This window comes from Mycobacterium sp. E3305 (assembly GCF_001666785.1).
Lineage (GTDB): Bacteria > Actinomycetota > Actinomycetes > Mycobacteriales > Mycobacteriaceae > Mycobacterium.
Window position 1 is genome coordinate 22,758 of sequence record NZ_LZJA01000085.1, and the last position, 26,057, is coordinate 48,814.

30 protein-coding genes are annotated in these 26,057 nt (G+C 70.0%); 20 read left to right on the forward strand and 10 right to left on the reverse strand.

Annotated features, from left to right (window positions below; genetic code table 11):
* The 8 genes from crtI to A5701_RS08585 are packed head-to-tail and all read left to right on the forward strand — an operon-like array spanning position 1 to position 6,738.
* Entirely contained in the window at positions 1 to 1,533 is a 1,533-nt protein-coding gene (crtI, locus tag A5701_RS08550) for a phytoene desaturase family protein (protein WP_067751084.1), read from the forward strand.
* Complete coding sequence (locus A5701_RS08555; RefSeq protein ID WP_067751087.1) at positions 1,530 to 2,486, forward strand: phytoene/squalene synthase family protein; 957 nt, start codon at positions 1,530 to 1,532, stop codon at positions 2,484 to 2,486. The genes crtI and A5701_RS08555 overlap by 4 nt, the downstream gene beginning before the upstream one ends.
* The gene (locus tag A5701_RS08560; protein WP_067751090.1) at positions 2,483 to 2,806 is read left to right on the forward strand and encodes a lycopene cyclase domain-containing protein; all 324 of its coding nucleotides are present in this window, start codon (positions 2,483 to 2,485) and stop codon (positions 2,804 to 2,806) included. The genes A5701_RS08555 and A5701_RS08560 overlap by 4 nt, the downstream gene beginning before the upstream one ends.
* Positions 2,803 to 3,114 carry a lycopene cyclase domain-containing protein gene (locus A5701_RS08565; RefSeq protein ID WP_067751093.1) on the forward strand — a complete coding sequence of 104 codons (312 nt, stop codon included), beginning with the start codon at positions 2,803 to 2,805 and terminating at the stop codon, positions 3,112 to 3,114. The genes A5701_RS08560 and A5701_RS08565 overlap by 4 nt, the downstream gene beginning before the upstream one ends.
* Complete coding sequence (locus A5701_RS08570; protein WP_067751096.1) at positions 3,101 to 3,826, forward strand: class I SAM-dependent methyltransferase; 726 nt, start codon at positions 3,101 to 3,103, stop codon at positions 3,824 to 3,826. Before A5701_RS08565 ends, A5701_RS08570 begins: the two co-directional genes overlap by 14 nt.
* Positions 3,823 to 5,358, forward strand: a complete 1,536-nt coding sequence (locus A5701_RS08575) for an FAD-dependent oxidoreductase (protein ID WP_067751101.1) — start codon at positions 3,823 to 3,825, stop codon at positions 5,356 to 5,358. Before A5701_RS08570 ends, A5701_RS08575 begins: the two co-directional genes overlap by 4 nt.
* Positions 5,355 to 6,365 carry a DUF5914 domain-containing protein gene (locus tag A5701_RS08580; protein WP_067751104.1) on the forward strand — a complete coding sequence of 337 codons (1,011 nt, stop codon included), beginning with the start codon at positions 5,355 to 5,357 and terminating at the stop codon, positions 6,363 to 6,365. Before A5701_RS08575 ends, A5701_RS08580 begins: the two co-directional genes overlap by 4 nt.
* A gap of 13 nt (positions 6,366 to 6,378) precedes the next feature.
* Positions 6,379 to 6,738 (forward strand): DUF2784 domain-containing protein, encoded by a 360-nt coding sequence (locus A5701_RS08585; RefSeq protein ID WP_231969175.1) that lies wholly within the window; start codon positions 6,379 to 6,381, stop codon positions 6,736 to 6,738.
* Here A5701_RS08585 and A5701_RS08590 read toward each other — a convergent pair.
* Positions 6,728 to 6,976: a hypothetical protein gene (locus A5701_RS08590; RefSeq protein ID WP_067751107.1), complete on the reverse strand. Its 249-nt coding sequence runs from the start codon at positions 6,974 to 6,976 to the stop codon at positions 6,728 to 6,730. The genes A5701_RS08585 and A5701_RS08590 overlap by 11 nt on opposite strands.
* A 102-nt stretch (positions 6,977 to 7,078) precedes the next feature.
* Between A5701_RS08590 and A5701_RS08595 the strand changes: the two genes are divergently transcribed.
* The 6 genes from A5701_RS08595 to A5701_RS08620 all read left to right on the forward strand — a co-directional run bounded on the left by A5701_RS08595 (position 7,079) and on the right by A5701_RS08620 (position 10,749).
* The gene (locus tag A5701_RS08595; protein ID WP_067751110.1) at positions 7,079 to 7,372 is read left to right on the forward strand and encodes a lipopolysaccharide assembly LapA domain-containing protein; all 294 of its coding nucleotides are present in this window, start codon (positions 7,079 to 7,081) and stop codon (positions 7,370 to 7,372) included.
* 175 nt (positions 7,373 to 7,547) lie between these two features.
* On the forward strand, positions 7,548 to 7,970 hold the full coding sequence (locus tag A5701_RS08600; RefSeq protein WP_067751113.1) for a hypothetical protein: 423 nt from the start codon (positions 7,548 to 7,550) through the stop codon (positions 7,968 to 7,970).
* 4 nt (positions 7,971 to 7,974) lie between these two features.
* The gene (locus tag A5701_RS08605) at positions 7,975 to 9,459 is read left to right on the forward strand and encodes a DUF2867 domain-containing protein (RefSeq protein ID WP_067751272.1); all 1,485 of its coding nucleotides are present in this window, start codon (positions 7,975 to 7,977) and stop codon (positions 9,457 to 9,459) included.
* A 12-nt stretch (positions 9,460 to 9,471) separates the two neighbouring features.
* On the forward strand, positions 9,472 to 9,687 hold the full coding sequence (locus A5701_RS08610) for a DUF2945 domain-containing protein (RefSeq protein WP_067751116.1): 216 nt from the start codon (positions 9,472 to 9,474) through the stop codon (positions 9,685 to 9,687).
* A 3-nt stretch (positions 9,688 to 9,690) separates the two neighbouring features.
* Positions 9,691 to 10,026, forward strand: a complete 336-nt coding sequence (locus tag A5701_RS08615) for a DUF3140 domain-containing protein (protein ID WP_067751119.1) — start codon at positions 9,691 to 9,693, stop codon at positions 10,024 to 10,026.
* Positions 10,027 to 10,167: 141 nt separating this feature from the next.
* Positions 10,168 to 10,749 carry a MarR family winged helix-turn-helix transcriptional regulator gene (locus A5701_RS08620; RefSeq protein ID WP_067751132.1) on the forward strand — a complete coding sequence of 194 codons (582 nt, stop codon included), beginning with the start codon at positions 10,168 to 10,170 and terminating at the stop codon, positions 10,747 to 10,749.
* Here A5701_RS08620 and A5701_RS08625 read toward each other — a convergent pair.
* Complete coding sequence (locus tag A5701_RS08625) at positions 10,746 to 11,996, reverse strand: glycosyltransferase (RefSeq protein ID WP_067751139.1); 1,251 nt, start codon at positions 11,994 to 11,996, stop codon at positions 10,746 to 10,748. The two genes, A5701_RS08620 and A5701_RS08625, sit on opposite strands and share 4 nt — an antisense overlap.
* Before the next feature lie 11 nt (positions 11,997 to 12,007).
* On the reverse strand, positions 12,008 to 13,033 hold the full coding sequence (fni, locus tag A5701_RS08630; protein ID WP_197504944.1) for a type 2 isopentenyl-diphosphate Delta-isomerase: 1,026 nt from the start codon (positions 13,031 to 13,033) through the stop codon (positions 12,008 to 12,010).
* A 158-nt stretch (positions 13,034 to 13,191) separates the two neighbouring features.
* Between fni and A5701_RS08635 the strand changes: the two genes are divergently transcribed.
* From A5701_RS08635 to A5701_RS08650, 4 genes are all read left to right on the forward strand, one after another.
* Complete coding sequence (locus A5701_RS08635) at positions 13,192 to 15,291, forward strand: MMPL family transporter (protein WP_067751147.1); 2,100 nt, start codon at positions 13,192 to 13,194, stop codon at positions 15,289 to 15,291.
* Positions 15,288 to 15,767: a TspO/MBR family protein gene (locus tag A5701_RS08640; protein WP_067751149.1), complete on the forward strand. Its 480-nt coding sequence runs from the start codon at positions 15,288 to 15,290 to the stop codon at positions 15,765 to 15,767. Before A5701_RS08635 ends, A5701_RS08640 begins: the two co-directional genes overlap by 4 nt.
* A 3-nt stretch (positions 15,768 to 15,770) precedes the next feature.
* Positions 15,771 to 17,099 carry a deoxyribodipyrimidine photo-lyase gene (locus A5701_RS08645; protein WP_067751154.1) on the forward strand — a complete coding sequence of 443 codons (1,329 nt, stop codon included), beginning with the start codon at positions 15,771 to 15,773 and terminating at the stop codon, positions 17,097 to 17,099.
* Positions 17,100 to 17,232: 133 nt separating this feature from the next.
* Positions 17,233 to 17,784, forward strand: a complete 552-nt coding sequence (locus tag A5701_RS08650; protein WP_067751161.1) for a DUF4333 domain-containing protein — start codon at positions 17,233 to 17,235, stop codon at positions 17,782 to 17,784.
* Positions 17,785 to 17,821: 37 nt separating this feature from the next.
* Here A5701_RS08650 and A5701_RS08655 read toward each other — a convergent pair whose 3' ends face one another.
* On the reverse strand, positions 17,822 to 18,559 hold the full coding sequence (locus A5701_RS08655) for an acyltransferase (RefSeq protein WP_067751167.1): 738 nt from the start codon (positions 18,557 to 18,559) through the stop codon (positions 17,822 to 17,824).
* Positions 18,560 to 18,661: 102 nt separating this feature from the next.
* On the opposite strand from A5701_RS08655, the gene A5701_RS08660 reads away from it, so the two are divergent.
* A complete protein-coding gene (locus A5701_RS08660) occupies positions 18,662 to 20,020 on the forward strand; it encodes a PQQ-binding-like beta-propeller repeat protein (RefSeq protein ID WP_369807399.1) in 1,359 nt (452 codons plus the stop codon).
* A gap of 18 nt (positions 20,021 to 20,038) precedes the next feature.
* On the forward strand, positions 20,039 to 20,425 hold the full coding sequence (locus A5701_RS08665) for a DUF6264 family protein (RefSeq protein ID WP_067751173.1): 387 nt from the start codon (positions 20,039 to 20,041) through the stop codon (positions 20,423 to 20,425).
* A gap of 154 nt (positions 20,426 to 20,579) precedes the next feature.
* Here A5701_RS08665 and A5701_RS08670 read toward each other — a convergent pair whose 3' ends face one another.
* The 6 genes from A5701_RS08670 to A5701_RS08695 form a co-directional block, all read right to left on the reverse strand.
* Positions 20,580 to 21,263 carry an esterase gene (locus tag A5701_RS08670; protein ID WP_067751178.1) on the reverse strand — a complete coding sequence of 228 codons (684 nt, stop codon included), beginning with the start codon at positions 21,261 to 21,263 and terminating at the stop codon, positions 20,580 to 20,582.
* A gap of 70 nt (positions 21,264 to 21,333) precedes the next feature.
* Positions 21,334 to 22,575, reverse strand: a complete 1,242-nt coding sequence (locus A5701_RS08675) for an SAM-dependent methyltransferase (RefSeq protein ID WP_082969701.1) — start codon at positions 22,573 to 22,575, stop codon at positions 21,334 to 21,336.
* A complete protein-coding gene (locus A5701_RS08680; protein WP_067751187.1) occupies positions 22,533 to 23,507 on the reverse strand; it encodes a class I SAM-dependent methyltransferase in 975 nt (324 codons plus the stop codon). The genes A5701_RS08675 and A5701_RS08680 overlap by 43 nt, the downstream gene beginning before the upstream one ends.
* A 10-nt stretch (positions 23,508 to 23,517) precedes the next feature.
* Positions 23,518 to 24,282, reverse strand: a complete 765-nt coding sequence (locus A5701_RS08685) for an enoyl-CoA hydratase (protein WP_156669996.1) — start codon at positions 24,280 to 24,282, stop codon at positions 23,518 to 23,520.
* Entirely contained in the window at positions 24,279 to 25,112 is an 834-nt protein-coding gene (locus tag A5701_RS08690; RefSeq protein ID WP_067751202.1) for an NUDIX hydrolase, read from the reverse strand. Before A5701_RS08690 ends, A5701_RS08685 begins: the two co-directional genes overlap by 4 nt.
* Positions 25,109 to 25,984 carry an ABC transporter ATP-binding protein gene (locus tag A5701_RS08695; protein ID WP_369807400.1) on the reverse strand — a complete coding sequence of 292 codons (876 nt, stop codon included), beginning with the start codon at positions 25,982 to 25,984 and terminating at the stop codon, positions 25,109 to 25,111. Before A5701_RS08695 ends, A5701_RS08690 begins: the two co-directional genes overlap by 4 nt.
* Positions 25,985 to 26,057: the final 73 nt, after the last annotated feature.

The following is a 26,057-nucleotide window of genomic DNA, read 5'->3' on the forward strand; positions in this document are numbered from 1 at the left end:
ATGCGGACCATCGAAGGACGCAGCGAGCGCGTCGTGGTGATCGGGGCCGGCCTGGCCGGTCTGTCCGCCGCGCTGCATCTGGCCGGCCGTGGACGCGCGGTCACGGTGGTGGAACGCCACCCCTGGCCGGGGGGGCGCGCCGGCCGCCTCGACGTCGACGGCTATCGAATCGACACCGGGCCGACGGTGCTCACGATGCCGGACATCATCGACGAGACTTTCGCGGCCGCCGGCCAGAGCCGGTCGGGCCGGCTGGAATTGCTGCCGCTTGACCCGGCCTACCGGGCGGTGTTCGCCGACGGCAGCGCGCTCGACGTGCACACCGACCCCGACCGGATGACCACCGCCATTGCAGAGTTCGCCGGATCCGGGCAGGCAGCGGGCTACCGGCGGCTGCGCGAGTGGCTGCAGCGGTTGTACCGGATCGAATTCGACGGGTTCATCGCCGCCAACTTCGACTCCCCGCTGTCGTTGCTCACGCCGCAGTTGGCGCGGCTGACGGCGATCGGCGGCTTCCGCAAGTGGGATCGCGTAGTGAAGCGGCATATCAGCGACCCCCGGCTGCAACGGGTCTTCACGTTCCAATCCCTGTACGCGGGCGTGGCGCCGCGGAACGCCCTGGCCGTGTACGCGGTCATCGCCTACATGGACACCGTCGCGGGCGTGTTCTTCCCGCGCGGCGGGGTTCGCGCGCTTCCCGACGCACTGGCCGCGGCCGCCGCCGATGCGGGGGTCGAATTCCGTTACAACGCCACCGTTACCGGGCTCGACCGCGCCGCCGGACGGGTCAGGGCCGTGCTGACGGATCGCCTGGACCCCATCGCGTGCGACGCGGTGGTGCTGACCACCGAACTGCCGCAGACCTATGAACTGTTGGGCCGCACACCGCGCCGCCCCGTGCGGCTGCGGCCGGCGCCTTCGGCGGTCGTGGCCCACCTGGGCTCCCGCCGCGTCGCCTCCGACGCGGCCCATCACACGATCCTGTTCGGCGATTCCTGGGATCAGACCTTCACCGACATCATCCGCGACGGCCGCCTGATGCGGGATCCCTCGCTGCTGGTCACCCGCCCGACGGCGAGCGACCCCGCCCTGGCCCCGGACGGGCACGACCTGCTGTACGTGCTCGCCCCCGCGCCGAACCTGGATCGCGGGCCCATCGACTGGGACACCGTCGGGGCGCGTTATGTCGACACCCTGATCGACGAGGTCGCGGCGCGGCTACTGCCCGGGTTGGCCGAGGACGCAACGGTATTGGACACCGTCACGCCCGCGGACTGGGCGCGTCAGGGCATGGCGGCGGGCAGCCCCTTCGCGCTGGCCCACACCTTCGGGCAGACGGGCCCCTTCCGGCCGGCCAACATGGTGCGCGGCGTCGAAAACGCGGTGCTGGCCGGCTCGTCAACCGTGCCCGGCGTCGGCGTCCCCACCACGCTGATCTCGGGTCGGCTAGCCGCCGACCGCGTCACCGGCCCCAGCGCCGGCCGAGCCAACCGGATGACGACGCACCACGACATGAGGGCCGGGCTGACATGATTCGCAGCGAATTGGACGCGGCCGGGATCGACGATCCGCGCCTGCGCGAGGGTTATCGGCGCTGCCGCGAACTCAACGCCGCGCACGGCCGCACCTTCTTCTTGGCCACCCGCCTGCTGGCGCCCGACCAACGTCCGGCCGTGCACGCCCTCTACGGTTTCGCGCGCTATGCCGACGACATCCTCGACGACCTCGACCCCGGGCTGAGCGCCGACGTCCGCGGCATGCGGTTGCAGCAACTCGCCGACCAATTCTTCTCCGGCGGAGACCATCTGGACGACCCCGTGCTCGCCGCGGTCACCCACACCGCCCGCCGCTACCGCATCGGCACCGAGCTGTTCGACGACTTCCTGGCGTCGATGCGGATGGACCTGACGGTCACCGATTATCCCGACCGCGGTGCGCTCAACCTATACATGCGTGGATCCGCCGAAGCCATTGGCCTGCAGGTTCTTCCGGTCCTGGGCACCGTGGCGCCGGTCGAGGAGACCGCGCCCTACGCCGCGGCGCTGGGTAGGGCGTTTCAGCTCACCAACTTCCTGCGCGACGTCGACGAAGACCTGTTGCGGCAGCGGGTCTACCTGCCGGCCGACGAGCTCGCCGCACACGGTGTGGATCGCGAGCTGCTGACCTGGTGTCACCGCAAGCGCCGCACCGACCCGCGGGTGCGCGAGGCGCTCGCCGCCCAGCACGAGATCACCCGCGAGACTTACCGATTCGCGGCCGCCGGCATCGGCATGCTGAGCCCGCGGTCGCGACCGTGCGTGGCGACCGCGGCGGCGCTGTACTCCGAAATCCTGGACCGCATCGAAGAGAGCGATTTCGCGGTGTTCAATCACCGGGCCACGGTCGGCAGAGCCCGACGGCTGCAGGTCGCCGGCATCGGGCTGATACGGTCGTGGCGGGCGCGCAGTAGTTCGCCCGGCGTTGCCGATGCCCCGGGGGCCGCATGACCGATCGCTGGCAGTATCTTCTGGTCCTCGCCGCATGCCTGGCGATCACCGCGCCCCTGGAGTTCTTCGGCCCCGGCGTCTACCGGCAATGGCGGCGGCTGGTGAAGGCCGTTCTGCCCGTGGCCGTGGCGTTTTTGGTCTGGGACGAGATCGCCATCGCCGCGCACGTGTGGACGTACAACGGCGAATACATCACCGGCCTGGACATCCCGTTCCGGGTGCCGATCGAAGAGGTGCTGTTCTTCATCGTCATTCCGATCTGCGCGCTGCTCACCTACAACGCCGTGAGCACCATCCTGGGCAGGGTCAACCGGCGGTGAGCGGCCTGGGTTATACCGTTCCGGCCGTCGCATCGGTATTCGCCGTGTGCGCACTGGAATTGGCGGTGTTGCGCACCGGGCTCTTCCGACGGCCGGCGTACTGGCTGTCGATGCTGATCATTCTCGGGTTCCAGGTTCCGGTCGACGGATGGCTGACCAAGCTCAGTTCCCCCATCGTCAGCTACGACCCCCGCCACATCACCGGCCTGCGCGTCCCTTTCGACATCCCGGTCGAGGATTTCTTGTTCGGCTTCGCACTCGCCACCGCGGTGCTGCTGGGATGGGAACGCCAACGTGCGCGTCGGTGAAGCCGGCCCGACCCCCGGCGAACTGTCGGCCGCCTTCGACGCCGGAGCGGCGGCGTACGACGGGCTGGTGGGTGCCAGCCCCGGCTATCACAACCAATTGCTTCTCTCCGCCCGCCGCATGCGAATACGTGACCGCGGCAAGGGCTTACGCCTGCTCGACGCCGGCTGTGGCACGGGCGCGTCGACGGCCGCGCTGCTGGCCGTCGCCCCGGAGGCCGAGATCGTCGCCGTCGACGCGTCGCGGGGCATGCTCGACGCTGCGGCCGCGAAGGCCTGGCCCCGGTCGGTGCGATTCGTGCACACCCCCGTCGAGCAACTGGCCGAGCACGGGATCACCGGGCCGTTCGACGGAATTCTGGCCGCCTACCTGATCCGCAACCTCGCCGACCGGGACGGCCAATTGCGGAAACTCCGGGCCCTGCTGCGACCCGGTGCCACACTCGCGGTGCACGAGTACTCGGTGCGCGACTCCCCCGCCGCCACCGGAATCTGGCACGCCGTGTGCTGGGGCATCATCATTCCCGCCGGATGGTGGCGCACCCGCGACGCGGCGCTGTACCGCTACCTGTGGCGCAGCGTGCTCGAGTTCGACGGCGCGGCCCGATTCCGGGACCGCCTCGCCGACGCGGGCTTCACCGCCGTGCACAGCGAAACGATGCCGGGCTGGGAGGCCAACATCGTGCACACCTTCCTGGCGGACGCGCCGCTATGACGGCCCTCGGCACCGATCGCCGGCGCGAAACATTCGCCGCACCAACCGGATTCCCGGATGCCGGAGCGCTGGCGTCACGACCCCGAGTGGTCGTCGTGGGCGGCGGCATCGCGGGGCTGGCCGCTGCCACCGGCCTGGCCGAACGCGGCGTCGCCGTCGAAGTGATCGAGCGCGAACACTACCTCGGCGGCCGGGTCGGCGGCTGGACCGAACGCGAAAACGGGACCGACCTCGCCATGAATCGGGGCTTCCACGCGTTCTTTCGGCAGTACTACAACCTGCGCGCCCTGCTCCGCCGCATCGAACCGCAACTGCGGATGCTCACACCCGTCGACGACTATCCGCTCATCGACGGCGCGGGGCGGCGCGACACATTCCGGGGGCTACCACGCACCCCACCCTGGAACGCGGTGGCCTTCGCCGCCCGCAGCCCGACCTTCCGGCTTCGCGACTTCCTGCAGATCGACGCTCGCGCGGCCGCGCCGCTGGCCGCGGTGTCGGTGCCCGGGATCTACGAGCGCCTCGACCACTTCGATGCCGCGACGTTCCTCAAGAGCATCCGATTCCCCGAAGCAGCAAGGCATCTGGCGTTCGAGGTGTTCTCCCGCAGCTTCTTCGCCGACCCTTCGAAGCTGTCCGCGGCCGAGTTGGCGGCGATGTTTCACATCTACTTCCTCGGCTCGTCCGAAGGCCTGATCTTCGATGTGCCCACGTCGAACTACGACACCGCCCTCTGGCAGCCGCTGCGCCGATACCTCGAGGCGCGGGGCGTCGGGTTTCGCCTCGGCACCAGCGCCGCTCGCATCGAGGCCGGCTCGGCGGAGCCGTTTCGGGTGTGGACGGATTCGGGTGAGCGCCTGGACGCGGACGCCGTCGTGCTGGCCACCGATGTGGCCGGCCTGCAGCGTGTCGTGGGTGCATCGACCGGGCTGGCCACGGACGACTGGCGCGCACAGATCGCGCGGCTGCGGACGGCGCCGCCCTTCGCGGTCCACCGGCTGTGGCTCGATCGCCCCGTCGAGGCGCAGCGGCAGGCGTTTTTGGGCACGGCCGGCCACGAGCCACTGGACAACATCAGCGTGCTGGAGCGCTACGAACGCCAGGCCGCCGAGTGGTCGCGTGCGCACCACGGTTCTGTCGTCGAACTGCATTCCTACGCCCTCGACGCCGCGCCGTCCCGCGCGGCGGCGCTGCGGCAGCTGCGCAAGGTGTACCCGGAAACCGCGGCGGCGCAGGTCGTTTGCGAGCGACTGCTGCACCGCAGCGATTGCCCGCTGTTTGCGCCCGGCTCCTATGCGGACCGCCCGGCGGTGGTCAGCCCCCAGCCGGGCCTGCTGTTGGCCGGCGACGCCGTCCGCATCGACTTGCCGGTCGCGCTGATGGAGCGCGCCGCCACGACCGGTTGGTGCGCCGCGAACCATTTGCTGAGAAGATGGGGACTGGCCGGGCACCCGTTGGTCACCGTACCCACCCGAGGCCGGTCAGCCCTGTTGCGATGGCTCGCCACCCGCGAAGGATCCACTCAACGATGAATATTCGCGAACAGCTCCAGCACCTATGGCCGGGCGTGCGGACCAAAGATTGGCCGCTGCAAGTGATTCCGCGCACCCCGTGGGCCGACCAGCGCCCGACCTACCGCGAGGCGCAGCCCGCCATCATCGACGGCGCGCTGAAACGGGCCCAGGGCAGGCCCACCGGGAACTGGTTCGCGTTCGCCGGCAGCGCCGATGTTCGCCCCGGGCGGCCGTTCGGCGCCCGGATCGCCGGGGTTGACATCGTCGCCTGGCGCGATGACGAGCGCCGGCTCCGCGTCGGTCCGCGCGGTTGCCCCCACCTGGGGGCGGATCTGGCCACCGGGACGGTGCACGACGGCACGCTGATCTGCCGATGGCACGGACTTGCCCTGGACGGCCGGGCGCGCGAATTCGGCTGGAGCCCGTTGCCCGGCCACGACGACGGTGTCCTGGTGTGGGTTCGGCTCGACAAGGCGGGCGGCGAAGAGCCGTCGGCCGAACCGGTGATACCGGCCCGGCCGACCGGCGACACTCTGGCCGCCGTCGCCCGGATGGCGGGCGTGTGCGAGCCCGCCGACATCATCGCCAACCGGCTGGATCCCTGGCACGGTGCCTGGTTCCACCCCTATTCGTTCACCCGGCTCGAAGTGCTCACCACCCCAACCGAAACCGTCGATCGCTTCTTGGTGGCGGTGACCTTCAGGATGGGCCGCCTCGGCGTTCCGGTCGTCGCGGAATTCAGCTGCCCGGAGGCCCGCACGATCGTCATGCGCATCGTGGACGGCGAGGGAACCGGCAGTACTGTCGAAACCCACGCCACGCCAATCGGATCGGGCCCCGACGGCCTCCCCCGCACCGCCGTGCTGGAAGCCACCATCGCCCATTCGGACCGGCCGGGGTTCGCGCGCGCGTCGCGGGCCGCCCCCGTGGTCGCCCCTCTTATGCGCTTCGCGGCCAACAGGCTCTGGCGCGACGACCTCGCCTACGCCGAGCGCCGCTACCAGGTACGCGCCGGCCTCGGCTGACGGGGAAATCGCCGTGCGGAAAGGGTATGTCGCCGCCGTCGTCCTGACCGTTGCCGTGCACCTCGCCTACCTGGCCTACGTGCCGGTCGGCGGCTTCCTCGCGCTGCGCTGGCCGCGCACCATCGTGCTGCACCGGGCGGCCGTCGTCTGGGGCGTCGCCGTTGTCGCGCTCAAGCTGCCCTGCCCGTTGACGTCGGCGGAATCGTGGGCGCGTCGCCGCGCCGGGATGGATCCCCTGCCCACCACCGGGTTCGTCGACCGCTATGTCGCGGGCCTGCTGGTGCCGTCCGGCCGCGTCGGTGTCGCGCAGGCATTCGCGTTTCTATGGGCCGCCATCTCCTGGGGCCTGTTCGAGCGGCGCGTCAGCCGCTGAGGCCGGGCTGTGCCGCGGGACCGCCGGCGGCCGCCGAATCCGTGACGGGCGGCGCCGCTTCGTGCTGAGGCCGACGGGATTTGCGCTGCCACAACGCCCACGTGGCAACCGAAACCGCGACGGCCGAGAGGATCAAGGTCGGCCAGAGGGCCAGCTGCGCCAGCCACAAGTCGCGCTGCAGGCGCACCACGGTGCGCCGGCCACGCCAGACGCGCCTCGGCATCTCTTTGACAGTCATCGCAGCTCTCATACCCCGGAGCGGGCGAATCAAACGCCACCGCGCGAGAGGATTTCGCGCTTCAACGGGTTTGGCTCACCGCGCTGGGGGCTAGTCACCAGCATGAGCACTGAATCGCGCGATCCCGCCGAGCCGTCATCGCGATCGTTCACCCGGCTAGCGGCCGCATGGTGGGCCCTCGTGGTCGGCCTGCTGATCCTGATCGTGCTGCTCATCTTCGTCGCGCAGAACACGGACTCGATAACCGTGCACTTCCTCGCTTTCCACTGGAACCTGCCGGTCGGAGTTGGCTACCTGCTGTCGGCGGTGGCCGGCGCCACAACGACGGTGCTCGTCGGCGCCGCCCGGATGATCCAACTGCGCAGGGCGGCCAAAAAGCAGCTCAAGGCGCTTTGATTCTCGCGGCGCGCAAAACCCTTCCTCAGCAAAGCGTTCCCCAATGCGGCCTGCTGGCGCGTCCGCAGTCTGACCACTAATTTAAATATTAATTAAATTAAGCGGCTAGACCCCCTCGCGGCGATTCGGTTCAGGTTTCACCGGGAATGCCACAGCGACAGGGCGGGAGGAACTCATGGGCCACAACGGAACAAGTGATGCGGTCGCGCAGGCGGTGGGCAAAGTCACCGAGGCTCTGGAGACCGTCGAGCGCGCCCGCGGACACCTATATTCGTTCCATCAGCTGACCGGGCGCGCCGACCTGCAACTCGACGACGCGGTGGCCCGGCTGAACGAGATCGGACACGCCGAGCTGGCCCAGCACATCAGCCGGGAACTCGTCGGGCGCAACGTGTTACCGGGTCGGTGGACCTTCCAGGTGGTCGACGACTACGACGACGGCTACTACCGCTGTTTCCGCGAGATCGAGCGGCTGGTGCGCGACCGGCTCACCGAAGGACGTCGCCATGTCCACGAAGCGCAGCTCAAGGAACGCCGGCGCACGGCGGGACATCCCGCCCACACCGCCACCCCCGACGACCACTCGGCGAAGGAGTGAATTGATGCATTGCGTCGTGTTCGGCGCCACGGGATACCTGGGGACGCGGCTCATCCCGCAGCTGCTCGCGAGCGGGCACTCCGTGCGCGTGCTGGCGCGCGACCCGGCCAAGCTCGACGACGTTGCATGGCGGGCAGATGTCGAGGTCGTTCAGGGCGACGTCATCGACGCCGGCGCCGTGCGGCGGGCACTCGACGGTCAGCAGGTCCTGTACTACCTCGTGCATTCGCTGATGCGCTCCGATTTCGTCGACTTCGACCAGCGCGCCGCACGCAACGTGGCGGAGTGCGCAAACCAGGCGGGCCTGTCGCGCATCGTCTACGTCGGCGGCATCACGCCCGACGGGCAGCGGCTCTCCGACCATCTGGCCTCACGCGCCCAAGTGGGGCTGCTCCTGCGGGTTTCGGGCGTGCCGACCGTCGAGTTGCGCGCGGCCGCCATCATCGGGGCGGGCTCGGCCAGCTTTGAAATGCTGCGGTACCTCACCGAGCGCCTGCCGCTGATCGTCGCCCCACGCTGGCTGAGGACCTGCGTCCAACCCATCGCCGTGCGCGACGCGCTTTACTACCTGCTGCACGCGGCCGAGTTGCCCTGCGACGTGAACCGGCCTTTCGACATCGGCGGACCCGACCGCTTCACCTACACGGAGATGATCCGCAAATACGCCGTGATCGCGGGCCTGCCCCGGCGGCCCGCGGTCCCGGTGCCGCTGTTGAGCCCGCGGCTGTCGGCGCCGTTCGTGGACCTGCTCACCCCACTCCCCCGTCAGCTGGCCGTTTCGTTGATGGAGTCGCTGGAAAACGACGTGGTGTGCGCCAATCACGACATCGCCCGCTACATCCCCGATCCCGAGGGCGGGCTGACGCACTACGAAGAGGCCGTCGAACTTGCCCTGGCGCACGTGCGCGAACAGGACCTGCGCACCCGGTGGTCCCGCGCCGACACCAACGGTGCGCCTTCCCGACCGCTGCCGACCGACCCGCAATGGTCGGGCGGATCGCTGTACGAGGATGTGCGTCAACGCAATAGCCGCACGGACGCCGAGACGCTCTGGCGTGCCATCCAAACCGCCGTCGCCGAGCGCAACTGGTCGGCGTTCCCCCTGGAATGGCCCTTGCGCGGATGGATCAACGGCACGCTCGGGGCCCTCCGGCCGCGGCGCCGGACGCTCGACGGGCAGAAGTTGCACGAGGGCGAGGCCCTGGACTGGTGGCGGGTGGAGCGCATCGACACCCCTCGGCTGCTGCGATTGCGCGCCGACCTCCCCCTGCCCGGGCGCCTGTGGCTCGAGCTGTCGGCGAGCGCTGACGACAACGGCGGCTCCCGGTACCACCAACGGGCCCTCTTCCAGCCCTACGGGCTTGCGGGGCAACTTTTTTGGAACACGTCGGCACCGTATCGCGACGTGGTGTTCGGCGGCATTGCGCGCGACGTCACGGCCACGGCACGCGGCGGCGTGACCCGGGAGGCGGCTCCGTCGCACTGTTGAAAGGAGAGCGAGATGACCGACAAGGAATTCCACAAGGGCGACAAGGTCGAGTGGAAGAGCCACGGCAGCACCGTTCGCGGGACGGTGGAGGCCGAAATCACCTCCGACGCCGAAGCCGCCGGACGCACCGTGCGGGCGTCCAAGGACGAGCCTCAGTACCGGGTGCGCAGCGACAAGACGGGTGCTGACGCGGTGCACAAGCCGGGCGCGCTACGCCGAGCGGACTGATCGATGGCCGACGAGGACGAGAAAGCCACCTGGGACCGCTTCGAGAAGACGGTCAACATGACCGCTCGCGAGCTGGAAAAATGGCTCGCCACCGAGGAATCACAGCGCGTGGGACAGAGGCAGGGCGGCGACGAGTCGACCGGGCACGCCAGTGGGCGCCGCATTGTCGCGATACTCAAGACCAAACGGAGCGACCTCGGGCCCGACGAGTACGCGCACATGCGCAAGGTCGTCGGCTACGCCAATCGCCACCTGGCCCAACGCCCCCAGGGCGACATCCGCGAAAGCGCATGGCGGTACTCCCTGATGAACTGGGGGCACGACCCTACGAAGTCCTGAGCGCGCACGGCGGTCCCCTCGGCGTCCGCGTGTTCGCCGACCAATCCGGTGCAAATGCGAGACACTTATCGGGGTTCGCGGCGCGCGTGTGGCGGTCGCCGATACGCTGGTCGGCGAATCTCGCAAGAAGGACACCGATAAGTGACCAAGCGCGGCGCCGCAGACCGGCGAATGGACCGAGCCGAACTCGAGAAGTTGATGTCGGCCGACATGCGCGCACTCACGGCGCAATCGGACCGCATCGGCCGACACTTCGCCCGCCAGAATGACGTCGGTGGCACCGACTTACACGCCTTGTTGCACATCATGGTCGCCGAGACGGCCGGAACGCCGCTGACGCCGGCGCAGTTGCGGCAGCGCCTGGACGTGTCGCCCGCCGCCATCACGTACCTGGTGGACCGGATGATCGACTCCGGCCACCTGCGGCGCGAGCCGGATCCCGACGACCGGCGCAAGACGCTGCTGCGCTATGAGGAATCGGGCATGGCGCTGGCCCGCTCGTTCTTCACCCCCCTCGGCGCGCACCTGCACGAGGCCCTCGCCGACGTGCCCGACCGCGATCTGACCGTCGCACACCGAGTTTTCCAGGCGATGATGGCGGCGATGTCCACCTTCGAAGCGCAACTCGCCATCCCTGGCTCCAAACCCCCGGAGACGGACGGAAAGCGCGGCCCCAGCAGGGCCCGCCGCCGTCCCGTGCACACCGGCGACAAACCCGCCTAGGACACCGGCCGACGGGCCGCGGAGCCAAGCACCCGCTGCTCGATCAGCTCGGCCCCGCGCCGCACCCCGCCCGTTGCGGCGAATCCGGCGGCCACCCGGCGGGCGCCGTCCGTCATCGTGGTCGCCTCGCGCACCTTCGCCCTCAGCCGCGCCGGTGTGAGGCTTTTGGCCGCCAGCCGGGTGCCGCAGCGGGCGACCTCCACACGCCGGGCGACTTCCGCCTGGTCGCGCGCGAACGGCACGACGCAGACGGGCACGCCGCGGTCGAGGGCCTTCAGCGTCGTGCCCATCCCGCCGTGGGTGATGGCGCAGCTGGCCCGCCGCAACAGGGCCGCGTGCGGGACGAAGCGGCAGACGGTCGCATTCGCCGGCCTGGGGAGGTCCGGCGGGATGCCGGCCGGAAACGTCGCCACCACGTGGACGGGCTCGTCGGCCAGCGCCCGCAACGCGATCCGTCCGAGGGCGGCGTCGGGCTGCCTGATCGATGACGTGTTGACCAGCACCACCGGCCGGTTTATGTGAGCGACCCACTCCGGTGTGGTTGCCTGCGCGGGTTCGAACACGCACGCGCCGATGTGGTGAACCAAACCGGCCCATCCCGGGTGGGGATACTCGAAGGGCTCGCCGCCGACGGCTAGCAACAGCGGTGCCCGCCGCACGAAGTCGTCGACCGACACGACCGGCGACAGCCCCAGCCCGCCGCGAATCTCGTTGACCCGCGGCAGCATTGGGCGGTCGAAAAGGTACCGGACGATCGGCCGCACCGAGGCGTCGCGCAGTTCGCCGAGAATGCCCGGCAGTGGGCGCAGCCCGGGACCGAACGGCGGCACGCCGCGAGACCGCAGGTAGGGCGTGAACGGCGAGAACACCAGCCACGGCGTATCGCCTGCCTCCGCGGCCGACATGGCCCCCCAGCAGTTCGCGTCGACAATGACCGCATCCGGCCGGACGGCGGACACGGCCCGTCGCAAATCCTCGACTTCGAGTGCCGCGCGCCGGCACAACACATCGATGGTCAGCTTCAGCACTCCCAGTGCGTTTCGGGCGCGCCAGTCCTCGCCGACGATCGACTCGATCGCGGGATCGACCGGCTCGGCGTGGACGCCGACCGCGCGCATCGTCGCGACGCCACCCGCCATGGTGCGTGCATGCACCTCATGACCGCGGCCGGCGAGTTCGGTCAGCAGGGCGCCGGCCGGCAACAGGTGGCCCAGGGCCGGCGATCCATAGGCCAGTATCACCGCCATGTCGCACCCAGCTATGGGACGGGAGTCAGGTCGACCGCGCGCAGGGCGGAAAGGGTTGCTGCGCCACAGCCGTGCAGGCAGACGCGAAGTTCATCGATGAACGGCTGCAGCCAATCGACAACGGCCGCAGCGGAATCGATCGCGGCCGGCAGCAAAGGTCGTGCCACCGCCACGACATCGGCTCCCAATGCGAGCGCCTTGGCCGCGTCCATGCCGGTGCGGATCCCGCCGGAAGCCACCAGCGGGATGTCCGGCAGCACCTCACGCACCTCCACGATCGCCCGCGCCGTCGGGATGCCCCAGTCGGCCAGGTGGGGATAACGCAGCTCGCCGTAGCGGACGAACTGCTCGACCCGCGACCACGAGGTGCCACCGGCGCCCGCGACGTCTATGCCGGCGATCGGCGAATTTCCCTCGGCCCCAACCAATTCCGCGGCGGCCGTCCCGCCGATGCCGTGACCGACCTCCTTGAGCAGCACCGGGCATTCTATCGCGTCGGCAGCGTCCCGCAGCCGGGCCAACGAGCCGGAGAAGTCGGTGTCACCGTTGCGCTGGATCGCCTCCTGCAACGGATTGGTGTGCACCGCAAGCGCATCGGCGCCCACCCGCTCCAAAGCCTTTGCCAGGTCGGGCACGGCGGCCTTCGTCAGTTGGGCCAGGCCGATGTTGCCGAACAGCAAGACATCCGGGGCCACGTCGCGGACGGTGAAGCTGGCCGCGGCCCGTTCGCCCAGCGCACTGTCCAGCATGATCCGCTGGGAGCCGAGCATCATCCCGATGCCGAGTTGCTGAGCGGCCGCGGCCAGATTCCTGTTGATGGTCCCCGACAACTCGGCACCGCCGGTCATCGCGCCGATCAGGACCGGGAAGCGCAGGTCCGCGCCGAAGAATTCGGTCGACAGGTCGATGTCGTCGAGGCTCGTCTGGGTCAGGGCGTTGTACGGCAACTGGTACCGCTCCAGCCCGGTGGTGACGTGCTCGTAGTTGACCGGCTCCGCGAGGCAGACGTCGATGTGCCGCCGCTTGCGGTTGGTCATCGGCGCCCGATCTGCCGTCAAGGCAGGCACCCCGGCGCGACAACGCCGCGCCCGCTCGCATCCATAATGTCCATAGTGCCCCTTGTTGCGTACCGGCAATGTGCAACGGTGCGTAATTTCAGTTGATTAATGTTTAACACACTGAAAGACTTCACATCGTGGTGTGGGATGGCGTGGCCGCGGCCGTGACGGGACGGCGCTCGTGGTTGCTCGCGCTTGCCGCCGTCCTCCTCGGTGGCGTTTTCATGGCGCTGGTCGGCGCCAACGCGGCGGCGGGGCAGGCGCCGCTGTCGGTGCCGACCGGCTCGGACTCGGCGAAGGTCGACGCCATGGCCCGCCAGTTCCCCGGGGGAGACCGGGTCCCGCTGATCCTGGTGGTCAGCCGCGCCGATGGCGCCGCGCTTGATCCCGCCGAAGTCACCGCCGCCCAAGCCGCTCGGGAGCGGATGCAGGCCGCCGCCCCGCCGGGCGCGGCCACCCCAGCGACGCCAGCGCGGGTGTCGGCCGACGGCAAGGCGGCCATCTCGGTGGTGCCGGTCAGCGCCGACCTCTTGGGGCTCGCCCTGACCGATGCGGTCGCCAAGCTGCGCAAGGCCGCCGCCACCGGCCTGCCGCAGCAGCTGGCGGCCCACGTCACCGGCGGCCCGGCGTTCGGCGCCGACATCGCCGGCGCCTTCACCAATGCCAACGTCACCCTGCTCGCCGTGACGGCATCGGTGGTGGCGTTGCTGCTGATCGCCACCTACCGCTCCCCCGTGCTGTGGCTGGTGCCGCTCCTGGTGGTCGGCTTCGCCGACCGGGTCGCGGCGGCGGTGGGCACCGCGGTGGCGCCGCTGACCGGGCTGAGCTTTGACGGGGCCACGTCCGGGATCACCAGCGTGCTGGTCTTCGGGGCGGGTACCAACTACGCGCTGCTGCTCATTTCCCGATACCGGCAGGAGCTTCGGCGCCATCGCGACCATCGAGATGCGCTGCGCCGCGCCGTGCGGATGGCCGGTCCGGCGATCGTCGCCAGCAACGCCACGGTGGTGCTGGCATTGCTCACGTTGCTGTTCGCCTCGACCCCGAGCACCCGCAGCCTGGGCGCGCTTGCGGCCTGCGGGCTGGTGGTCGCGGCGGTGTCCGCCCTGGTGATACTCCCGCCCCTGCTGGCGCTGAGCGGACGGCGATTGTTCTGGCCTTTCATCCCCCGGCCCGAAGGCGCCGCCACCGCGGATTCGACGTCCTGGCAACGCATCGGCGAATGGGTGAACCGGCGCCCGGCGCTGGTCGCGGCCGTCGCGATCGCGGGCCTGGTGGCGCTGGCCACCGGCCTGCTCGGCACACGAATCGGCTTGTCGCAGACCGAGCAGTTCCGCGTCCACGCGGATTCGGTGTCCGGTTATGACATCGTCGCGGCGCATTTTCCGGCCGGCCTGGCGAACCCCACGCTCGTCATCGCCCCCACCGAGTCGCCGGTCGCGCAGGCCATCGGGGCGACCCCCGGCGTGGTGTCGGCGAACGAATCGGGCCGCTCCCCGTCGGGCCTGACGAAATGGTCGGTGGTGATCGACGCCCCACCGTCCTCCGACAGGGCATTCGAAATCATTGCCGCACTTCGTGATACGACGAAGTCGGCAAGCCCGTCCGCGCTGGTGGGTGGGGCGGACGCGCAGGCGCTCGACATCCGCGACGCGGCCACCCATGACCGGCATCTGCTGATTCCGGCGATACTCGCGGTCATCCTGGTCGTGCTCTATGCCCTGCTGCGGTCCGCGCTCGCCCCTCCCACACTGCTGACGGCGACGATCCTCGGGGCGCTCGCCGCGCTCGGCATGGGCGGCTGGGCCAGCAGCCACATCTTCGGCTTCCCGGCGCTGGACAACAGCACACCCCTGTTCGCCTTCCTGTTCCTGGCCGCACTCGGCGTGGACTACACCATCTTTCTCGTCACCCGCGCCCGCGAAGAGTCGGCGGAACGTGGCGCACGCGCCGGCATGGTCGCCGCGGTGTCGGCCACCGGCGGCGTCATCACCAGTGCGGGAATAGTTTTGGCCGCCGTCTTCTGCGTGCTCGGCGTGCTGCCGCTGATCGTGCTGACCCAGTTGGGCATCATCGTCGGCCTGGGCATCCTGCTGGACACGTTCGTGGTCCGCACACTGGTCATTCCCGCGCTGTTCGCCCTGATCGGCGACCGCATCTGGTGGCCCTCGGCACCCAGACCCGCCAAAGCCACTGCAGCACAGGCAGAAAACCAACCGGAACGGAGCATGCCTTGAAAACGTCAACCCTCGCCGCCACCAGCCTCGCCGTCGCCGCCGCCGCGGTGACCGGCAGCGTCGCCAACGCCAAGGCCGCTCCGTCCTGGTATGCGCGGCTGCGCAAGCCGCCGTACCAGCCCCCCAACGTGGCCTTTCCGGTGGCATGGACCTCCCTCTACACCGACATCGCGGTCACATCGGCGGAGGCCATCGACCGGTTGCGGGCGGCGGGACGGGAGGACGAGGCGCGCCGCTACGCCGCGGCGCTCGGCGTGAACCTGGTTCTCAACGCCGGATGGAGTTGGCTCTTCTTCGGTTTCCACAAACTGGGCGCGTCGGCGGTCGGCGCCGCCGTGCTGACGGCCAGCAGCGCAGACCTCGCACGGCGGGCGGCGCAGGCCGACGCGCGGGCCGGCCTGGCCCTGTCGGCGTACCCGCTGTGGTGTTCCTTCGCGACCGTCCTGGCCACCCACGTTTGGCGACTGAACCGCTGAATCATGCCGACGCTTTTGTGGTTTCGTCGCGACCTGCGGTTGGGTGACCATCCCGCGCTCAACGCCGCGGCCGACGACGGCGAGGTGCTCGCCTGCTTCGTGCTGGACCCAAAACTCGAGGCGTCCTCGGGCCGGCGCCGGCTGCAGTTTCTCGGCGACTCACTGCGACGATTGCACGACGACCTCGACGGCCGGCTGTTGGTGACCCGCGGGCGGCCCGAAGAGGTGATCCCGCGCATCGCCAAGGAGATCGCCGCATCGGCGGTGCACATCTCCGACGATTTCGCGCCGTACGGGAAGCGCCGTGACGAAAAGGTCCGTGCGGCACTGGATTCGGTCCCACTGGTGGCCACGGGTTCGCCGTATCTGGTCTCGCCGGGCCGCGTCGCGAAGAAGGACGGCTCGCCCTACCAAGTCTTCACACCGTTCTTGCGTCAATGGCGCGAGTCCGGCTGGCGGCCGCCGGCGAAATCGGGTGCCGCGTCGGCCCGCTGGCTCGATCCGGCGCGACTGCGGATCGACCGGGCCGAGATCCCCGATCCCGGCGCCACGCTCGATCTCGAAGCGGGCGAGACCGCGGCGCGCAAGCAATGGAAGTCGTTTGTCGACAACGGGTTACAGCGTTACGCCGAAGAGCGGAACCGCCCCGACCTACCCGGCACCAGCCGCATGTCGGCATACCTGAAGTTCGGCAGCATCCACCCCCGAACCATGGTCGCCGACCTCGATCTCCGTCACGGCGGGGCCCAGGCGTACCTGCGCGAGTTGGCGTTTCGCGATTTCTACGCCGACGTGTTACACCACTGGCCGGCCAGCGCCTGGCACAACTGGAACCGTCAATTCGACGGCATCCCCACCGACAGCGGCGCCGAGGCGAAACGCCGCTTCGAAACCTGGAAGGCCGGCGAGACCGGCTTCCCGATGGTGGACGCGGGAATGCGTCAGCTGCGGGAGACCGGATACATGCACAACCGGGTGCGGATGATCGTCGCCTCCTTCCTGGTGAAAGACCTGCACCTGCCGTGGCAGTGGGGCGCCGAGTGGTTCTTGGATCAATTGGTCGACGGCGACATGGCGAACAACCAGCACGGCTGGCAGTGGTGCGCGGGCTGCGGCACCGACGCCGCGCCGTACTTCCGGGTGTTCAACCCGACCACCCAGGGCGAGAAGTTCGATCCGTCCGGGGATTACATCCGGCGGTGGGTGCCCGAGTTGCGCTCCGTGGACGACGCGCACCTGCGCAAAGGCCAACGGCCGGCGGGCTACCCCGCCGAGATCGTCGACCACGGCGCCGAGCGCGCCGAGGCGCTGCGGCGTTATCAGAGCATCTGACCCGCGGGCCGGGACGCGGGCGCGGCACGGAATTGTCGCGTACGTGAATGTTTGCTCAATCGCCCGCCCCGAAGCTGGTTGGCATGCAATTATCAGCCGATTCACAGTTGTCAAGCCGCTCGGGAGGCGCTACATGACACCCTTCATCGTTCGGACGTTGCTGGCCTCCGGTGCCGCCGCGGGCTTGCTGGCCGGCGTGACCGCCTGTTCGTGTTCCGTCGGTTCGTCGCACTCGGTCAGCAAGAGCGATGTCGCCGGTCAGATCACCTCGAAGTTGACCGACGCCGCCGGCAACAAGCCCGACTCGGTGAACTGTCCGAACGACCTGCCGGCGAAGGTTGGGGCGCAACTCAATTGCGAGATGAAGGTCAAGAACCAGACGTTCAACGTCAACGTGACCGTGACGAGCGTGGACGGCAAGGACGTCAAGTTCGACATGGTCGAGACGGTCGACAAGAACCAGGTCGCCAGCATCATCAGTAACAAGCTGGCCCAGCAGGTGGGCAGAAAGCCCGACTCGGTGACCTGCCCCGACAACCTGAAGGGCGTTCAGGGCGCGACGCTGCGGTGCCAACTCGTCGACGGCACCGACAAATACGGCATCGCGGTGACCGTCACCAACGTCGACGCCGGCGACGTCAACTTCGACTTCAAGGTCGATGACCACCCGGAACCGGCGTCCTAGCGGCGAAGCCGGGCACTGCGGGGTCACCGCCGTCTGATCAGCGAGCGGCCTTCTTGCGCTCGATGTCGGCCAGCGCGGCCGCCAGTTCGGCCCGCTGGGCCGCCGAGCTCTCCCAGGCGAGCTGGCGATTCTTGACCACCTTGGCCGGCGCGCCGACCGCGATGGAGTAGTCGGGGATCACGCCGCGGACCACCGCGTGTGACCCCAGCACGCAGCCGCGCCCGACCGCGGTGCCGCGCAGCACCGTCACCTTCACACCCACCCAGGTGTCGGGCCCGATTCGCACCGGTGACTTCACGATGCCCTGATCCTTGATCGGCAGGGTGATGTCGTCCATCCGATGGTCGAAGTCGCAGACGTAGCACCAGTCCGCCATCAGCACCGAGTCGCCGAGCTCGATGTCGAGGTAGGCGTTGATGACGTTGTCGCGGCCCAGCACCACCTTGTCGCCGAACCGCAGCGAGCCTTCGTGGGCCCGAATGGTGTTCTTGTCGCCGATATGCACCCACCGGCCGATCTCCAGCTGCGCCAGTTCGGGCGTGGCATGAATCTCCACGCCCTTGCCCAGGAACACCATCCCGCGGGTGATGATGTGCGGGTTGGCCAGCTTGAACTTCAGCAGCCGCCAGTAGCGCACCAGGTACCACGGTGTGTATGCGCGGTTGCGCAGCACCCATCGCAGCGAGGCCATCGTGAGGAACTTGGCCTGGCGCGGGTCCCGCAGGTTCGATCCCCGCCAGCGGCGGTGGACCGGTGCGCCCCACATGCTCGTCATGGCCGGACAGCCTAGCGCGCGCTTGCGGCGGCCGAGAACGGCGGGCAATCCGCCGGAGCCGAGTCCGCACGGGTTACCCTCACCTGTACTCACTGGCCGCTCATGCCGAACGCCGTGGAAAAGGATCTGGGATTCGAGGTGCTTGACCGACATCTCCCGCGTGGGCTTCGGCGTTGGTCATCCGCGCTGCTGGCGGCCGGGATCACGGTTGGGCTCGGCGGGTGCGCCAACACCGACTCCTGGGTGGAGGCGTCAGCGTCGGCTGGCTGGCCCGCGCAATACGCCGACGCCGCCAACAGCGGCTACACCGGCACCGACGGCGCCTCCAAGCTTTCGTTGCGGTGGACGCGCTCGGTCAAGGGCAGCCTGGCGGCGGGTCCGGCGCTGAGCGCGCGCGGTTACCTGGCGCTCAACGCGCAGACCCCGGCCGGATGCTCGCTGATGGAATGGGAGAACGACAACAACGGCCGGCAGCGCTGGTGCGTGCGGCTGTTCCAGGGCGGGGGCTTTGCGGGCCCGCTCTTCGACGGGTTCGACAACCTCTACGTCGGCCAGCCCGGCGCCTTCCTTTCCTTTCCGGTGACGCAGTGGACGCGGTGGCGGCAGCCGGTGATCGGAATGCCAACCACCCCAAGGTTTCTCGGGCACGGGCAGCTGCTGGTCGCGACGCACCTGGGCCAAGTGCTGGTTTTCGAGGCCCACCGCGGCGCGGTGGTCGGCAGCCCGATGGATTTGGTGGACGGCGTCGATCCCACCGACGCGACGCGCGGGTTGGCCGATTGCGCGCCGGCCCGGCAGGGCTGCCCGGTGGCCGCCGCGCCCGCCTTCTCGGCGGCCAGCCAGATGGCGGTGCTGGGCGTCTGGCAGCCCGGCGCCCCGGCCGCGGGGCTGGTTGGGCTCAAATACCACCCCGGGCAGACGCCGCTGGTGTCCCGCGAGTGGACGAGCGACGCCGTCGGCGCCGGCGTCATCGCCAGCCCGGTGTTGTCCGCCGACGGGGCGACCGTCTATGTCAACGGTCGGGACCAGCGACTGTGGGCGTTGCGCGCCGCCGACGGAAAGGTGAAATGGTCGGCGCCGCTGGGGTTTCTGGCGCAGACGCCGCCCGCGGTCACCCCGGCGGGCCTGATCGTGTCGGGCGGCGGCCCGGACACCCGGTTGGTGGCGTTCAAGGACGCGGGGGACCACGCGGATCAGGCGTGGCGCCGCGATGACGTCGTCCCGCTGTCGTCGTCGAGCCTGGCCGGCGCCGGCGTCGGCTACACCGTCGTCAGCGCACCCACGACGAACGGCGCACCCGGCATGTCGCTGCTGGTGTTCGACCCCGGCAACGGCCACACGCAGGGCAGTTACCCGCTTCCGGCCGCCACCGGCTATCCGGTCGGTGTGTCTGTCGGCACCGATCGCCGCGTGGCGGCCGCCACCAGCGACGGCCAGGTGTACGGTTTCGCGCCGGCGTGACCGGGACATACTGAGCCCATGTCCGACGACAACGAGATGCAATCCGCGGTCGCCGCGTACTCGAGACGGAGCGAGCGCAGCCTCGCGGTGGACCGCACCGCGACCGTGGCGCTGCTCGCCGCGCAGGCTTTTCTGGTCGCGGTCACGATAGGCCTGCTCAGCATCTACGTCATGGCCACCGACTCGTGCGGCTACCAAAAGTGCGGCGACCCGGCGTGGATCAACCGCGCCATGGTGCTGGGCATCGGCGGCGGCGGCGTTATCTTCGCCGCCGCCCTGTTCGTCGCCGTGCGCCGCCTCGCCCGGCACCGGACCGCCTTCTTCGTGCCGATCATCGGTTGTCTGGCGCAGGTCGCGCTGGCCGCCGGCGCCGTGGCCATGGAGTTTCAGGCCGGCCCCGTCTAGGCGGCGACCCGCCTCGCCCGGCCACACCGCGCTTGCGATCGCCGCTCGCCCAATGGCGACGACCCGCCTCGCCCGGCCACACCGCGCTTGCGATCGCCGCTCGCCCAATGGCGGCGACCCGCCTCGCCCGGCCACACCGCGCTTGCGATCGCCGCTAAAGGGCCAGCGGGGGGATCGCGCTACGGGGCACCGAGGCCTGGACCGGCCCGGCGAAGGCCGGCAGAATCTCGCCGGGCGCGAAGTAGAAGATCAGGTCGTCGTCGGTGATGGCGAAGTTCTGGTAATGCGTCGAATCGTGTCCCGTCGACGGCAAAATGGCTGCGCCCAAAGGGGTCTGACGTTCCAGGTCCCGCTGCACGATCGGGAAGATGCTGTCCAGCGGCGTGGTGCCCGGCGCGAACAGATTGTCGAAGACGATGGGCTGCTTGGTCCCCAGGTTGTAGTTGAAGGCCTTGTACCAGATCGAGGGGTGCGCCCCGCCGAGATCTTGAAAGAACTTGAGCACCACACTGCGGGTGTTGTGCGGCGGCTGACCCGAGGCGCGTTGCTCGGTGGTGGCTTCCAATTGGTAGGGCTGGTCCCGCGACCCGGAACTCTGTGCGACGTTGACGAAGCCGTCCCGGTTCTGCCCGACGTAATCGGCGAGCGCTTGCTCGTCGGGATAGTCGGCGGGGAACACGATGTTCAGCGTGTAGTTGGGGCCGGTCGCGCGCACGCGACACATCTGGCCGTCCTCGACGGTGCCGCCCACGGTGGCGCACGACGGTGGGGCGGCGGCCGCCGGCCAGCCCCACAGGGCCGCCGATGCGAGCACGGCGACCGCTATCAGATAACGCATTCTTCAGTGTCCTTGCAGGTTAGGCGGGGGCTGGGCGCCTGGCAGAGCGATCGCACCAGCCTACCGGGCGCTATCGCGACGGACGGCAGACGAAGGCCGTCGCGCGGCCGGCCCCCCGGGAGCCGATGCGGGTGATGACCACCGATAAGGCCCGGCCGCCGCGCAGCCGCATCCGTCGCCGCAGGGCGTCGGGGTCCACCCGGACACCGCGAACCAGGACCTCCAACGTCCCGCAGTCCAGCGCGGACAGCGCCTGGCGCAGCCGCCGCTCGTCGAACGCCAACTGCTCGAGCACCTCGAACCCCCGGACCGCCGACGGCAACTCATCCCCCGACAGGTAGGCGATGTCGGGGTCGAGTTGCCACAGCCGGTGCCGCGCGCCGTAGTGGCGCACCAGCCCGGCGCGGACCACCGCCCCATCGGGGTCGACGATCCACCGCCCGGCCGGCCGCGCGGGGCAGTCGTCTGGGTCGGCGTCGGTGATCTGCTCGCCGCGATCGAGGACGCTGGCGCGGCGCCGGACGCCGCGCCGGGCCAGTCCGGGAGACCAGAGGCACGCTTCGCGCACAGCGCCGCGGTAGGACGTCACCTCGATTTCGCCGCGGAAGCCGATCCGCTCCAGATCATCGAAATCTATTCCGGGAGAGCACTTTACGACAAGGTCGCGGTCCCGGTAGGTGTCGATCAGGGCGCCGAGCGCCGGCCGGTAATCGTCGAGACGGAAGCGGCGCCGCCCCCCGAGGCGCCGCGCGGGGTCCGCCAGGACGACGGCGTCACGGGTCACCGGAGCCAGCGCGTCGGCGCGGCAGAGCGGGGCCGACTCGCCGAGGTTGTGCCGGGCCATCGCCAGTCGCACCGCGTCGAGGTCGCTGCCGAGCGCCCGCACCCCGAGGGCGCGCAGGGCGGCCACCTCGGTGCCGATCGAGCAGGTGGCGTCGTGCACGACGGATCCGGTCTCGGCGAGCCGCCTGGACCGGTGCAGCGCCACCGGCGCGGCGGTGGCTTGCTGCAGCGCCTCGTCGGTGAACAGCCAGCTCGACGCCGGGTTTCCGGCGCCCAGCCCGCCCAGTTTCTCGGCGGCGCGCCGGCGCAGCAACGTCGTCTCCACCAACACCGCGGCCCGGTCCCCGAATCGGGCGCGCGCCGCGGCGACGTCGGCCACCCGGGTCGCGTCGGTCAGCTCGAGCTCTCCGACCGCCGCCAGGGCGGCGGCACCGGATTCCGATCGCAGGTAACGGACGTCCTCGACGGTGAAGGTGAGGCCGTCACTCAGGAGGGCTTGACCCCGGTGATCATCACGTTGTAGAACCAGCCCTTCGGCGCCACGTGCCGCCACACATTGGCGTCCAGCCAACTCAGCGTCTTCCAGCTGTTGAACGCGAACTTCGCCCAGCCCCAGCCGAGCCGTCCGGGCGGCACCGCACATTCGAACGTCCGCAGCGGCCAGCCCAGCATGGCAGCGGTGAATTCCACTGTGGCCGTTTGCACTTCGGCGGCGCCGGCGTTGCCCGCCATCCGCTCCAGGTCGCCCGGGTCGAAGGTGTGCAGGTCCACGACCGCCTCCAGCGCCGCGGCCCGGGAGGACTCGTCGAGTTCGGCCTGTGGCCGCCGCCAGCCGTCGAGGCCCGGCAGCTTGGTGACGTTGGTCGCGACGCGCCAGGTCAGGGTGGACAGCGTGCGGGCGTAGGTGTCCCCGACGGTGGTCGGCTCGCCGGCGAACACGAACCGCCCGCCCGGGCGCAGCACCCGGACGACCTCCCGAAGCGCCAGCTCGACATCGGGGATGTGGTGCAGCACCGCGTGCCCGACGACCAAGTCAAAGGTGTTGTCCTCGTATGGGATTCCCTCGGCGTCGGCGACCCGGCCGTCGATGTCCAGACCCAGCGCCTGCCCGTTGCGGGTGGCGACCTTTACCATCCCGGGTGACAGATCGGTGACCGATCCACGCCGGGCCACCCCGGACTGGATCAGGTTGAGCAGGAAAAACCCGGTGCCGCAGCCCAATTCGAGGGCGCGGTCGTAGGGCAGCTCGCGCTGCACCTCGGCGGGGACGATGGCGTCGAAGCAGTCCCGGGCGTAGTCCACGCAGCGCTGGTCATACGAGATCGACCACTTCTCGTCGTAGGACTCGGCCTCCCAGTCGTGGTAGAGCACCTGGGCCAGCTTGCTGTCGTGCCGGGCCGCCTCCACCTCTTCGGCCGTGGCATGCGGGTTGGGAACGGCATCGGTCGAACTCGTCGTCATGCAGGGCAGCCTAACGGGCCCCGGGTTCGGAGTCCTCGCCACCGGTCTGACCAGCGGCGAACACGTCGACGTAGCGTCGCCGCTCGGCGGCGACCCGGTCGGCCGGACCCAGCTCGAACACGTCGTTGATGCCCGCTTTCGCCGCGGCCAGCGCGTCTCGCGGGCCGTCGAGGAAGCGGCGAGCCCACCCCGCGGCGGCGTCGTAGACGTCATCGGGGGCCACCATCTCGTCGATCAGGCCCAGCGTCAGCGCCTCCTCGGCATCGAAGAACCGGCCGCTGAACACCAGCTCCTTGGCCCGGCTCGCCCCCGCCGCGCGGGTCAGGCGCGCCATGCCGTCGCCGCCCGGAATGAGGCCGGCCAGGATCTCGGTGGCGCCGAACTTCACGTTGTCGCCGCTGACGCGCCAATCCGCGGCCAGCGCCAGGGTGAGCCCGGCGCCCAGCGCGTAGCCCGTGATCGCGGCCACGGTCGGCTTGGGGATGGCCGCCACGGCGTCGATGGCCCGCTGCCGCGCCCGGGCCGCCGTCTCGGCCTCCGGCGCGCTCAGCGTCCGCAGCTCGGGCATGTCGTCGCCGGCGGAAAATATCTCGTGGCCGCCGAACAGGATTACGGCGGCCACGTCGTCACGCTCCCCCAGCTCGCCTGCCGCGGCCACGATCTCCCGGTAAACCTGGCGGGTCATGGCGTTCGTCGGCGGCCGCGACAGCAGCAGCATGGCCAGGCCGGCGTCCCGGGAGCCGTCGCTGACCACGGTGCTGACGAACTCGCTCAATGCCGCCATCCCATCCCGCCGGCCTCGCGCGCCTGGTGGTAGCGGTCGGAGTCGAAGAACTCGAACACCCAGTTGTCGCCCTGGATCTCCAGGTGCGGCTGCACCGTGACGATCTGCCGTTCGACCGCCAGCACTTCCGCGACGGTCCGGCCCGCCAGCGAATCCAGCTGGGTCCACGTCGGCGGCAGCAGGAAACAGCGCCCGGCGGAGAAGTCCTCGATGGCGGCCTGGGGCGTCGTCCAGCCGGCCCGATCGGATTCGGTGTTCTCGCCGTCGGCGCGCTGCCCGGCCGGCAGGGCCCCGACGAAGAAGTAGGTGTCGTACCGGCGGGTGCGCTCGGCTTCGGGGGTGACCCAGTTGGCCCACGGCCGCAGCAGGTCCGAGCGCAGCTCCAGGTTCTCGCGGCGCAGGAAGTCCGCGAACGACAGCGTCCCGTCGGCGAGTTCGCGGCGGGCGTCGGCGTACACCGAGGCGTCGCCCACGATCCCATCCGGGTCGCCCGCCGGCCCGGCGAACAGCACCCCCGACTCCTCGAAAGTCTCCCGGGCAGCGGCGCACACCAGCGCCTCGGCCAGGTCGGGTTCGATGCCGAAGCGCTCCGCCCACCACTGCGGCGGTGGGCCGGCCCAGGCGATATCGGCGTTGCGGTCGCGATCGTCGACGCCGCCGCCGGGGAACACCATCGTGCCCGCGGCGAACTCCATCTTGGCGTGGCGGCGCATCAGGAAGACGGCTAGCCCGGTTTCCAATCCGTCCGGATCGTCGCGGATCAGCATCACGGTCGCCGCCGGCCTCGGGACGAGCGGGGCCTCTTCGGTCGGTGACGTCATAGCGGCCTCCGGTGGGCTGCGCGGGAGCGGACGCGGCGGGCGAAATAGCGGCCGTCGGCGACGTCGAGCGCGATCGACTGGCCGAAGGCGGTGGACAGGTTCTCGGCGGTGAGCACGTCGGTCAGCAACCCGGCCGCGACCACCCTTCCCTCGGACAGCAGCATGCAGTGGCTGAAGCCGGGCGGGATCTCCTCGACGTGGTGGGTGACCAGCACCAGAGCCGGGGCCTCGGGATCGGCCGCCAGGTCGGCCAGCCGCGCCACCAGCTCCTCGCGGCCACCCAGGTCCAGCCCGGCGGCGGGTTCGTCGAGCAACAACAGCTCCGGGTCGGTCATCAGCGCGCGGGCGATCAATACCCGCTTGCGCTCGCCCTCAGACAATGTTCCGTAGCTACGGTCCGCGAGGTGCTCGGCGCCCAGGCTCTCCAGCATGTCGACGGCCCGGCGGTAGTCGACGTCCTCGTAACGCTCGCGCCACCGGCCCAGCACCGCGTAACCGGCTGAGACGACCAGGTCGCGCACTACCTCGTCGGTGGGCACTCGCTGCGCCAGGGCCGAGGAGCTGAGGCCGATCCGGGAGCGCAGCTCCGACACGTCCACCCGGCCCAGCCGCTCGCCGAGCACGAAGGCGACTCCCGACGACGGGTGCTCGGCCGCGGCCGCGATCCGCAGCAGCGACGTCTTGCCGGCCCCGTTGGGGCCCACGATGACCCAGCGCTCGTCGAGCTCGACCGCCCAATCCACCGGTCCGACGAGGCTGTGACCGCCGCGGCGCAGCGACACATTCCTGAAATCGATCAGCAGATCGGGGTCGGCTGCCTCGATCGTTTGGTCGGCTCCACCCTCGGATTCTTGCGAATCCTCGGATTTCACCTCCCGGCTTCCGTTTTCGGGCACTCGCTCATCGTGCCGTACCGCGGCCGTCCGACACCTGCCGGGTCGCCGC

What these genes read in the sequence shown, in the direction of transcription:
- A5701_RS08590 (WP_067751107.1), bottom strand. Translation starts at nt 6,976, where the DNA reads ATGACTGTCAAAGAGATGCCGAGGCGCGTCTGGCGTGGCCGGCGCACC.
- crtI (WP_067751084.1), top strand. Translation starts at nt 1, where the DNA reads ATGCGGACCATCGAAGGACGCAGCGAGCGCGTCGTGGTGATCGGGGCC.
- A5701_RS08580 (WP_067751104.1), top strand. Translation starts at nt 5,355, where the DNA reads ATGAATATTCGCGAACAGCTCCAGCACCTATGGCCGGGCGTGCGGACC.
- A5701_RS08560 (WP_067751090.1), top strand. Translation starts at nt 2,483, where the DNA reads ATGACCGATCGCTGGCAGTATCTTCTGGTCCTCGCCGCATGCCTGGCG.
- A5701_RS08680 (WP_067751187.1), bottom strand. Translation starts at nt 23,507, where the DNA reads ATGACGACGAGTTCGACCGATGCCGTTCCCAACCCGCATGCCACGGCC.
- A5701_RS08605 (WP_067751272.1), top strand. Translation starts at nt 7,975, where the DNA reads ATGCATTGCGTCGTGTTCGGCGCCACGGGATACCTGGGGACGCGGCTC.
- A5701_RS08595 (WP_067751110.1), top strand. Translation starts at nt 7,079, where the DNA reads ATGAGCACTGAATCGCGCGATCCCGCCGAGCCGTCATCGCGATCGTTC.
- A5701_RS08665 (WP_067751173.1), top strand. Translation starts at nt 20,039, where the DNA reads ATGTCCGACGACAACGAGATGCAATCCGCGGTCGCCGCGTACTCGAGA.
- A5701_RS08575 (WP_067751101.1), top strand. Translation starts at nt 3,823, where the DNA reads ATGACGGCCCTCGGCACCGATCGCCGGCGCGAAACATTCGCCGCACCA.
- A5701_RS08670 (WP_067751178.1), bottom strand. Translation starts at nt 21,263, where the DNA reads ATGCGTTATCTGATAGCGGTCGCCGTGCTCGCATCGGCGGCCCTGTGG.
- fni (WP_197504944.1), bottom strand. Translation starts at nt 13,033, where the DNA reads ATGACCAACCGCAAGCGGCGGCACATCGACGTCTGCCTCGCGGAGCCG.
- A5701_RS08600 (WP_067751113.1), top strand. Translation starts at nt 7,548, where the DNA reads ATGGGCCACAACGGAACAAGTGATGCGGTCGCGCAGGCGGTGGGCAAA.
- A5701_RS08690 (WP_067751202.1), bottom strand. Translation starts at nt 25,112, where the DNA reads ATGACGTCACCGACCGAAGAGGCCCCGCTCGTCCCGAGGCCGGCGGCG.
- A5701_RS08660 (WP_369807399.1), top strand. Translation starts at nt 18,662, where the DNA reads ATGCCGAACGCCGTGGAAAAGGATCTGGGATTCGAGGTGCTTGACCGA.
- A5701_RS08555 (WP_067751087.1), top strand. Translation starts at nt 1,530, where the DNA reads ATGATTCGCAGCGAATTGGACGCGGCCGGGATCGACGATCCGCGCCTG.
- A5701_RS08650 (WP_067751161.1), top strand. Translation starts at nt 17,233, where the DNA reads ATGACACCCTTCATCGTTCGGACGTTGCTGGCCTCCGGTGCCGCCGCG.
- A5701_RS08625 (WP_067751139.1), bottom strand. Translation starts at nt 11,996, where the DNA reads ATGGCGGTGATACTGGCCTATGGATCGCCGGCCCTGGGCCACCTGTTG.
- A5701_RS08655 (WP_067751167.1), bottom strand. Translation starts at nt 18,559, where the DNA reads ATGACGAGCATGTGGGGCGCACCGGTCCACCGCCGCTGGCGGGGATCG.
- A5701_RS08645 (WP_067751154.1), top strand. Translation starts at nt 15,771, where the DNA reads ATGCCGACGCTTTTGTGGTTTCGTCGCGACCTGCGGTTGGGTGACCAT.
- A5701_RS08615 (WP_067751119.1), top strand. Translation starts at nt 9,691, where the DNA reads ATGGCCGACGAGGACGAGAAAGCCACCTGGGACCGCTTCGAGAAGACG.
- A5701_RS08610 (WP_067751116.1), top strand. Translation starts at nt 9,472, where the DNA reads ATGACCGACAAGGAATTCCACAAGGGCGACAAGGTCGAGTGGAAGAGC.